7 protein-coding genes are annotated in these 7,719 nt (G+C 70.7%); 6 read left to right on the forward strand and 1 reads right to left on the reverse strand.

The window, feature by feature from the left end; genetic code table 11:
- Positions 1–874, forward strand: an 874-nt coding sequence (locus RIF89_RS08955; RefSeq protein WP_309068776.1) for a sulfurtransferase, incomplete at its 5' end; no start/stop codon positions are given.
- Between the two features lie 34 nt (positions 875–908).
- Positions 909–1,352, forward strand: a complete 444-nt coding sequence (locus RIF89_RS08960) for a SufE family protein (protein ID WP_309068777.1) — start codon at positions 909–911, stop codon at positions 1,350–1,352.
- 3 nt (positions 1,353–1,355) lie between these two features.
- On the opposite strand, the gene RIF89_RS08965 is transcribed toward RIF89_RS08960, so the two are convergent.
- Positions 1,356–2,552, reverse strand: coding sequence for an alpha/beta fold hydrolase (locus tag RIF89_RS08965; protein WP_309068778.1), 1,197 nt, complete (start codon positions 2,550–2,552; stop codon positions 1,356–1,358).
- A gap of 25 nt (positions 2,553–2,577) precedes the next feature.
- On the opposite strand from RIF89_RS08965, the gene RIF89_RS08970 reads away from it, so the two are divergent.
- From RIF89_RS08970 to RIF89_RS08985, 4 genes are all read left to right on the forward strand, one after another.
- Complete coding sequence (locus RIF89_RS08970; RefSeq protein WP_309068779.1) at positions 2,578–3,159, forward strand: DUF3000 domain-containing protein; 582 nt, start codon at positions 2,578–2,580, stop codon at positions 3,157–3,159.
- Entirely contained in the window at positions 3,152–4,354 is a 1,203-nt protein-coding gene (locus RIF89_RS08975; protein ID WP_309068780.1) for an HRDC domain-containing protein, read from the forward strand. The genes RIF89_RS08970 and RIF89_RS08975 overlap by 8 nt, the downstream gene beginning before the upstream one ends.
- A 112-nt stretch (positions 4,355–4,466) precedes the next feature.
- On the forward strand, positions 4,467–5,699 hold the full coding sequence (locus RIF89_RS08980; RefSeq protein ID WP_309068781.1) for a thiolase family protein: 1,233 nt from the start codon (positions 4,467–4,469) through the stop codon (positions 5,697–5,699).
- 8 nt (positions 5,700–5,707) lie between these two features.
- On the forward strand, positions 5,708–7,719 hold a 2,012-nt coding region (locus RIF89_RS08985; RefSeq protein ID WP_309068782.1), incomplete at its 3' end, for a 3-hydroxyacyl-CoA dehydrogenase NAD-binding domain-containing protein.

Consider the following 7,719-nt stretch of genomic DNA (forward strand, 5'->3'; position numbering starts at 1 on the left):
CCAGTTCGCCGAGTACGCCGAGCCGGGCCGGCTCGTCTCGACCGCGTGGGTGGAGGAGCACCTCGGCACCCCGGGCCTGGTGATCGTCGAGTCCGACGAGGACGTGCTGCTCTACGAGACCGGTCACATCCCGGGCGCTGTCAAGATCGACTGGCACACCGAGCTCAACGACCCGGTCGTGCGCGACTACGTCGACGGCGAGGGCTTCGCGAAGCTGCTGAGCGCCAAGGGCATCTCGCGCGACGACACCGTCGTGATCTACGGCGACAAGAACAACTGGTGGGCCGCCTACGCACTGTGGGTGTTCTCGCTGTTCGGGCACGAGGACGTGCGGCTGATCGACGGCGGACGCGATCGCTGGATCGCGGAGGGTCGCCCCGTGACGACCGAGCCGGCCGGCCGCGCCGCGACCGAGTACCCCGTGGTCGAGCGGGACGACGCCACACTGCGCGCGTTCAAGGAGGACGTGCTCGCGCACCTGGGCGATCCGCTGATTGACGTGCGCTCGCCCGAGGAGTTCTCCGGGGAGCGCACCTCTGCGCCCGCCTATCCCGAGGAGGGCGCGCTGCGCGCGGGCCACATCCCGAGCGCGCAGAACGTGCCGTGGGCGAAGGCGGTCGGCGAGGACGGCGGCTTCAGGCCCCGGGCCGAGCTCGAGGCGATCTACCGCGATGAGGCGGGCCTCGGCGACGCCGACCGCATCGTCGCCTACTGCCGCATCGGCGAGCGGTCCAGCCACACGTGGTTCGTGCTCAAGTACCTGCTCGGCTACCCGGACGTGCGCAACTACGACGGCTCCTGGACCGAGTGGGGCTCATCCGTGCGGGTGCCCATCGTGACGGGCGCCGAGCCCGGCGAGGTGCCGGCGCGCTGATCCCGGACCGCGGCGGCGGTGGGAGGATGGAGGCATGACGTCCGACACCCTCCCGGCCGCGCTCGCGGAGATCCGCGACGAGTTCCTCGAGCTCGATGAGCCCGAACGCCTCCAGCTGCTGCTGGAGTTCTCGCGGGAGCTGCCGGAAGTGCCGTCCTCGTACGCGGATCATCCGGAGCTCACGGAGCGCGTCGCCGAGTGCCAGTCGCCCGTGTTCATCGTGCTCGAGGTGGCAGACGACGACACCGTCACGATGCACGCGGTCGCACCGGCCGAGGCTCCGACCACGCGGGGCTTCGCCAGCATCCTCGCGCAGGGCATCTCGGGACTGCCCGCGAGCGAGGTGCTGGCGATCCCCTCCGACTACCCGCAGTCCCTGGGCCTGACGCGCGCCGTCTCTCCGCTGCGCATCGCCGGCATGACCGGGATGCTCATGCGCGCCAAGCGGCAGGTGCAGGCGCGCCTCGACGCGCGCTGACGCTCAGCGGGCGAAGCCGCGCTCGCGGAGCCAGTCGCCGATCGCAGTCGTCCAGCGGCGCTCGTCGTAGTTCCACAGCTTTGTGTGGCGCGCGACCGAGAACACCTCCATCGTGACGAGATCCGGACGCGCCTCCGCCAGCGCGTGCGAGGCGTCGGAGGGCACGAAGCCGTCGTCGTCGCTGTGCAGCAGCAGGATCGGCACGGACAGCTCGGCCGAGCGCGCCACCATGTCCAGCTCATCGAAGGGCACGCCCCGTCCGGCACCCGCTGCCCGGGCCGTCCACGGCGATTCGAGCGTCCCCATCGCGGCACGGGCCGCGAAGGCGGGCACGCCAAGCTCGCGCGCGTGGTAGTCGAGGACGATGCGCCAGTCGACGACGGGCGACTCGAGGATCAGCCCCTCGATCAGGTCGCGATGCTCGGAGCGGAGGGCGGTCTGCAGCGCGATCGCGCCACCCATCGACCAGCCCATGAGCACGATGCGCTCGGCTCCCCGGTCGCGTGCCCAGTCGATCGCGGCGTCGACATCCCGCCACTCGGTCGCCCCCAGGCCGTACAGTCCGCTGCGGCTGCGCGGGGCCTCGCCGTCGTTGCGGTAGGAGACGACGATCGACGAGATCCCCGCCGCGTGCAGCGTGGGCACAGCGCGCAACGTCTCGGCGCGCGTGGTGCCGCGGCCGTGGATGAGCACGGCCCAGACGTCGCCGCGCCCCGCCGAGAACACCCACGCGGGCGCCAGTCCGACCGGGGTCTCGACGAGCTCCTCGTGATGAGGAAGGTGAAGCTGAGCGGGTTCGTCGAAGTACCAGCCGCTGAACGAGCCGTGCGGACCGACGCGCGTGGCGGCGTCGATGTGGCTGAGCAGCTTTCGCGTCACGCTGGTGTCGTCCTGCGCCAGCACGGCTCCGAGCTTGACGTACCCCGCCCCGTTCGTGAAGATGCCGTAGCGCCCCGGCAGCATCGTGTCGGGCGTGCGCGTGAGCGTGATGGTCTGAGCCGCCCGATCGATGCCGAGGATCTCCACATCCGCGACACGAGGCGCGGGCGTCACGACGCGGCGCGCGACGCCGGCGATCCGGATGCTCAGCGCGGTGGCCACGCCCGTCAGCAGCACGCCAAGACCGACCATCGACAGGATCGCGGAGCCCGCGGACGCGGGTGCGGCGGCGGGGGAAGCGGCGCGCCTGAGGTGCTTCATGACCCCTCCACTCTAATCTGACAGCGTGAGTGCAGGACGAGGCCCGGACGACGCGTTCGCCGCCGCAGAGGATCAGCTGCGCGCCGCGTCGTTCCGCGGCGATTTCGTCGTGCGTGAGATCCCCTCGCCCCAGGGCGTGGCGCCGTTCAGCCTCGCGCTGGCCGGCGATGTGCGCCCCACGACCGAGGGCGAGTCGCCGTACGGCACGGGGCGCTTCATCCTGCTGCACGACCCGGCAGAGCCCGACGCGTGGGGCGGGGCGTGGCGCATCGTCGCGTTCGCGCAGGCGCCGCTCGAACCGGAGATCGGCACGGATCCCCTGCTGGCGGACGTGACGTGGTCCTGGCTCGTCGACGCCCTCGACTCGCGACAGGCCGAGTACCACTCGGCCTCCGGCACGGCCACCAAGATCCTGTCGAAGGGTTTCGGCTCACTCGCCGAAGAGGGCGACGGCGCCCAGATCGAGCTGCGCGCGTCGTGGTCGCCGGACGGATCGTTCGGCGCGCACCTCGAGGCGTGGGCTGAACTCGTATGCATGCTGGCGGGACTCCCGCCGGGGTCCGAGGGCATTGCGGTCCTCGGAGAGCGGAGGTTCCCGAATGGCTGAGGCCGCCCGGTACGACGTGATCGACACGGCCGAGGGGCTCGCCGCGGCGTGCGACGCCCTCGCGACCGGCACGGGTCCCGTCGCGGTCGACGTGGAGCGCGCGTCCGGCTTCCGCTACTCGCAGCGCGCCTACCTCGTGCAGGTGTTCCGCCGCGGCTCCGGCGTGTTCCTGTTCGACCCGCCCGCGCTCGAGGACCTCGCTCCCCTGCAGGCCGCGATCGGCGACGAGGAGTGGGTCCTGCACGCCGCGAGCCAGGATCTGCCCTCGCTGCGCGAGCTCGACCTGCTGCCGCCGCGCATCTTCGACACGGAACTCGCGGCGCGTCTGCTCGGCTGGGAGCGCGTGGGACTCGCCGCCGTGGTCGAGGCCACGCTCGGCATCGTCCTCAAGAAGGAGCACTCCGCCGCCGACTGGTCGACCCGTCCGCTGCCGCAGGCCTGGCTCGAGTACGCCGCGCTAGACGTCGAGCACCTCGTCGACGTGCGCGACGCGCTCGTCGATGCGCTCGCGGAGGCGGGTAAGACCGAGTACGCCGCGGAGGAGTTCGAGGCCACCAGGGTGCGGGAGGCGAAGCCCCCGCGGGCCGAGCCGTGGCGCCGCCTGAGCGGCCTGCACACCGTGCGCGGCCGTCGCAACCTCGCCGTGGCGCGTCAGCTCTGGCTGGCCCGCGAGGAGTACGCGATGCAGCAGGACATCTCCCCCGGCCGGCTCGTGCCGGATCGCGCGCTGGTCGCCGCCGTCATCGCCGCCCCCGCATCCAAGAGCGAGCTCGCCGCCCTCAAGGCGTTCAACGGCCGAGCGAGCCGCTCGCAGCTGGATCGATGGTGGAACGCGATCGTCGCGGGCCGCGAGAGCGGGGATCTGCCTGTCGAGCGGGTCCCGAGCGACACCCTGCCGCCGCCGCGGGCCTGGTCGGATCGCAATCCCGAGGCCGACCTCCGGCTGAAGCAGGCGCGCCCCGCCGTCGAGGAGCGCGCCGCGGAGCTGTCGATGCCGACCGAGAACCTGCTCACTCCCGAGATCCTGCGGCGCGTCGCGTGGGAGCCTCCCGTGCCTTCCGACGCGTCGGCCATCGGCGACGCCCTGCGACGCCTCGGCGCTCGCGAGTGGCAGATTGCACAGACCGCACAGATCATCGCCGCGGCATTTGTGCGAGCAGTGCAAACCGCCGACGAGGCCGACGAACCGGCTTAGTCGATCCGGGCCAACCGGTTCTTGCCCCGATGCCGGCCTCCCTAGGCTGAAATCGAACCTACTCAGGGGCGGCCCCGGCCGAGTGCCGGCGTGCCCAAGGACTGGAGGCAGAGTGGCCGAGCTGGCTGATGTCTATTTCGTCGACGGAGTGCGCACCCCCTTCGGGCGCGCGGGCGAGAAGGGCATGTACTGGAACACGCGAGCGGATGACCTCGTCGTCAAGGCGATGAAGGGTCTCCTCGAGCGCAACACCGACATCCCGAAGGACCGGATCGACGACGTCGCGATCGCGGCGACCTCGCAGACGGGCGACCAGGGTCTCACCCTGGGGCGCACGTCCGCGATCCTGGCCGGGCTTCCCATGACCGTGCCGGGACTCGCGGTGGAGCGGATGTGCGCCGGTGCGCTGACGAGCGTGACGACCATGGCGGCCTCGATCGGCGTCGGCATGTACGACGTCGCGATCGCGGGCGGTGTCGAGCACATGGGCCGGCACCCGATCGGCGCGAACGCAGACCCGAACCCGCGCTTCGTCGCCGAGAAGCTCGTCGACCCGGGCGCGCTGAACATGGGCGTCACGGCCGAGCGCATCCACGACCGCTTCCCCGCGCTCACGAAGGAGCGCGCCGACCGCTTCGGCATGCGGAGCCAGCAGAAGGTGCAGGCCGCGTACGAGGCCGGCAAGATCCAGCCCGACCTGGTCCCCGTCGCCGTCGCCGGCTCGGACGGCCAGTGGGGCCTGGCGAGCGAGGACGAGGGGCGCCGCCCCGAGACCACGATGGAGGGTCTCGCGGGCCTGAAGACGCCGTTCCGGCCGCACGGGCGCGTGACCGCCGGCACGTCGTCGCCGCTGACCGACGGCGCCACCGTGAGCCTGCTGGCGAGCGGCGCCGCGGTGAAGGAGTTCGGCCTCACGCCCAAGATGAAGCTCGTCTCGTTCGCGTTCGCGGGTGTCGAGCCGGAGATCATGGGCATCGGCCCGATCCCCGCGACCGAGAAGGCGCTCGCCAAGGCGGGACTCACGATCGACGACATCGGCCTGTTCGAGCTGAACGAGGCGTTCGCGATCCAGGTGCTCTCGCTCCTCGACCACTTCGGCATCGCGGACGACGACCCGCGCGTCAACCCGTGGGGCGGCGCGATCGCCGTCGGTCACCCGCTCGCCGCCTCCGGCGTGCGCCTGATGATCCAGCTCGCGGCGCAGTTCGCCGAGCACCCCGAGGTGCGCTACGGCCTGACGGCGATGTGCGTCGGCCTCGGCCAGGGCGGCAGCGTCATCTGGGAGAACCCCCACTATTCGAAGAAGGCGGCCGCCGGCGTCCGCACCGGCGAGAAGAAGAAGTGAGCCTGGCTGTGACCGACTACACGAAGATCGACTTCTCCCCGCTGCTCGCCCTGACGGAGGGCGAGGTCATCACCCGCTCGCTCGTCAGCGACGTGCGCCTCGCCAGCGGCCGCACGATCGCGCTGATCACGCTGCACAACGGCAAGGACCACACACGACCGAACACCCTCGGCCCTGGCACCCTCACGGAACTCGGCGCGCGGCTCGACGAGCTCAAGCAGCGCGCCGCGGCAGGCGAGATCGACGCGGTCGCGGTGACGGGCAAACCGTACATCTTCGCGGCCGGCGCGGATCTGTCGAACGTGAGCGACCTGCCGTCGAAGGACATCGCGCGCCTGATCGCCCAGCTCGGCCATCACGTGCTCGGGAAGCTGTCCGACCTCGGCGTGCCGTCGTTCTCGTTCGTGAACGGCCTCGCCCTCGGCGGTGCGGTCGAGATCGCACTGAACTCGACCTACCGCACGGTCGACTCCTCGGCCGCCGCCATCGCGCTGCCCGAGGTCTTCCTGGGCCTGGTGCCCGGGTGGGGCGGCGTGACGCTGCTTCCCAATCTGATCGGCATCGAGAATGCGCTCGAGGTGATCATCTCGAACCCGCTCAAGCAGAACCGCACGCTCAAGCCGCAGCAGGCGTACGAGCTGGGAATGTTCGACGCGATCTTCAGCCCCACGAGCTACCTCGAGGACTCGCTGCGCTGGGCGGACGGGGTGCTCGCGGGCACGATCAAGGTCGAGCGCAAGAACGCGCCAGGCAAGATCGAGCGCCTGACCAAGTGGCCCATCGCGGTCAAGGTCGCGCGCAACATGCTCGAGAGCCGCATCGGCACGGTCCCGCGATCGCCGTATCTCGCGCTCGAGCTCATCGACAAGGCGAAGAGCGGCACGATCGAGGAGGGATTCGCGCGCGAGGACGAGGCCCTGGCCGAGCTCATCTCGGGCGACCAGTTCGTCGCGTCCATGTACGCTTTCGACCTCGTGCAGAAGCGCGCCAAGCGCCCTGTCGGCGCGCCGGACAAGACGCTGGCGAAGAAGGTCACGAAGGTGGGCGTGATCGGCGCGGGGCTGATGGCGAGCCAGTTCGCGCTGCTGTTCGTGCGCCGCCTGCAGGTGCCCGTGCTCATCACCGACATCGACCAGGCGCGCGTCGACAAGGGCCTGTCGTACATCCGCGACGAGATCGCCTCGCTCGAAGCGAAGGGCCGCATCGACGCCGACACGGCGAACCGTCTGCGCGCCCTCGTGCACGGCACGGTGGACAAGAGCGAGTACGCCGACTGCGACTTCGTGATCGAGGCCGTGTTCGAGGAGACCGGCGTCAAGCAGCAGGTGTTCCGCGAGATCGAGCAGATCATCGCGCCCGATGCCATCCTCGCGACCAACACGTCGTCGCTTTCGGTCGAGGAGATCGGCTCGGTGCTCGCGCACCCCGAGCGCCTTGTCGGCTTCCACTTCTTCAACCCGGTGGCGGTCATGCCGCTGATCGAGATCGTGAAGACGCCGCAGTCGAGTGACGAGGCCCTCTCGACCGCCTTCGTGGTGGCGAAGAACCTGCGCAAGAACGCCGTGCTCACGGCCGATGCACCGGGCTTCGTCGTCAACCGCCTGCTGGCGAAGGTCATGGGCGAGGCCGCGCGCGCGGTCGACGAGGGCACGCCGCTGCTCACGGTCGAGAAGGCGTTCGCGCCGCTCGGCCTGCCGATGACCCCGTTCCAGCTGATCGACCTCGTCGGCTGGAAGGTGGCGGCGCACGTCCAGGACACGATGGTGCGGCACTTCCCCGACCGCTTCTTCGCCTCCGAGAACCTGCACCGTCTCGCCGAGGTCGGCGACGTGGTCGAGAAGGACAAGAGCGGCAAGGTCACGGGCTGGACCAAGCAGGCTCAGAAGGTCATCGAGACCGGCACGTCGCCGGCGTCGGAGGCGGAGATCCTGCGCCGCGTCGAGGACGGCCTCGCGAGCGAGATCAGGCTCATGCTCGACGAGGGCGTGGTGCCGGAGGTCGAGGACATCGACCTGTGCCT

The organism is Microbacterium sp., from assembly GCF_031178525.1.
Classification (GTDB): Bacteria; Actinomycetota; Actinomycetes; order Actinomycetales; family Microbacteriaceae; genus Microbacterium.

What these genes read in the sequence shown, in the direction of transcription:
- RIF89_RS08960 (WP_309068777.1), top strand. Translation starts at nt 909, where the DNA reads ATGACGTCCGACACCCTCCCGGCCGCGCTCGCGGAGATCCGCGACGAG.
- RIF89_RS08965 (WP_309068778.1), bottom strand. Translation starts at nt 2,552, where the DNA reads ATGAAGCACCTCAGGCGCGCCGCTTCCCCCGCCGCCGCACCCGCGTCC.
- RIF89_RS08975 (WP_309068780.1), top strand. Translation starts at nt 3,152, where the DNA reads ATGGCTGAGGCCGCCCGGTACGACGTGATCGACACGGCCGAGGGGCTC.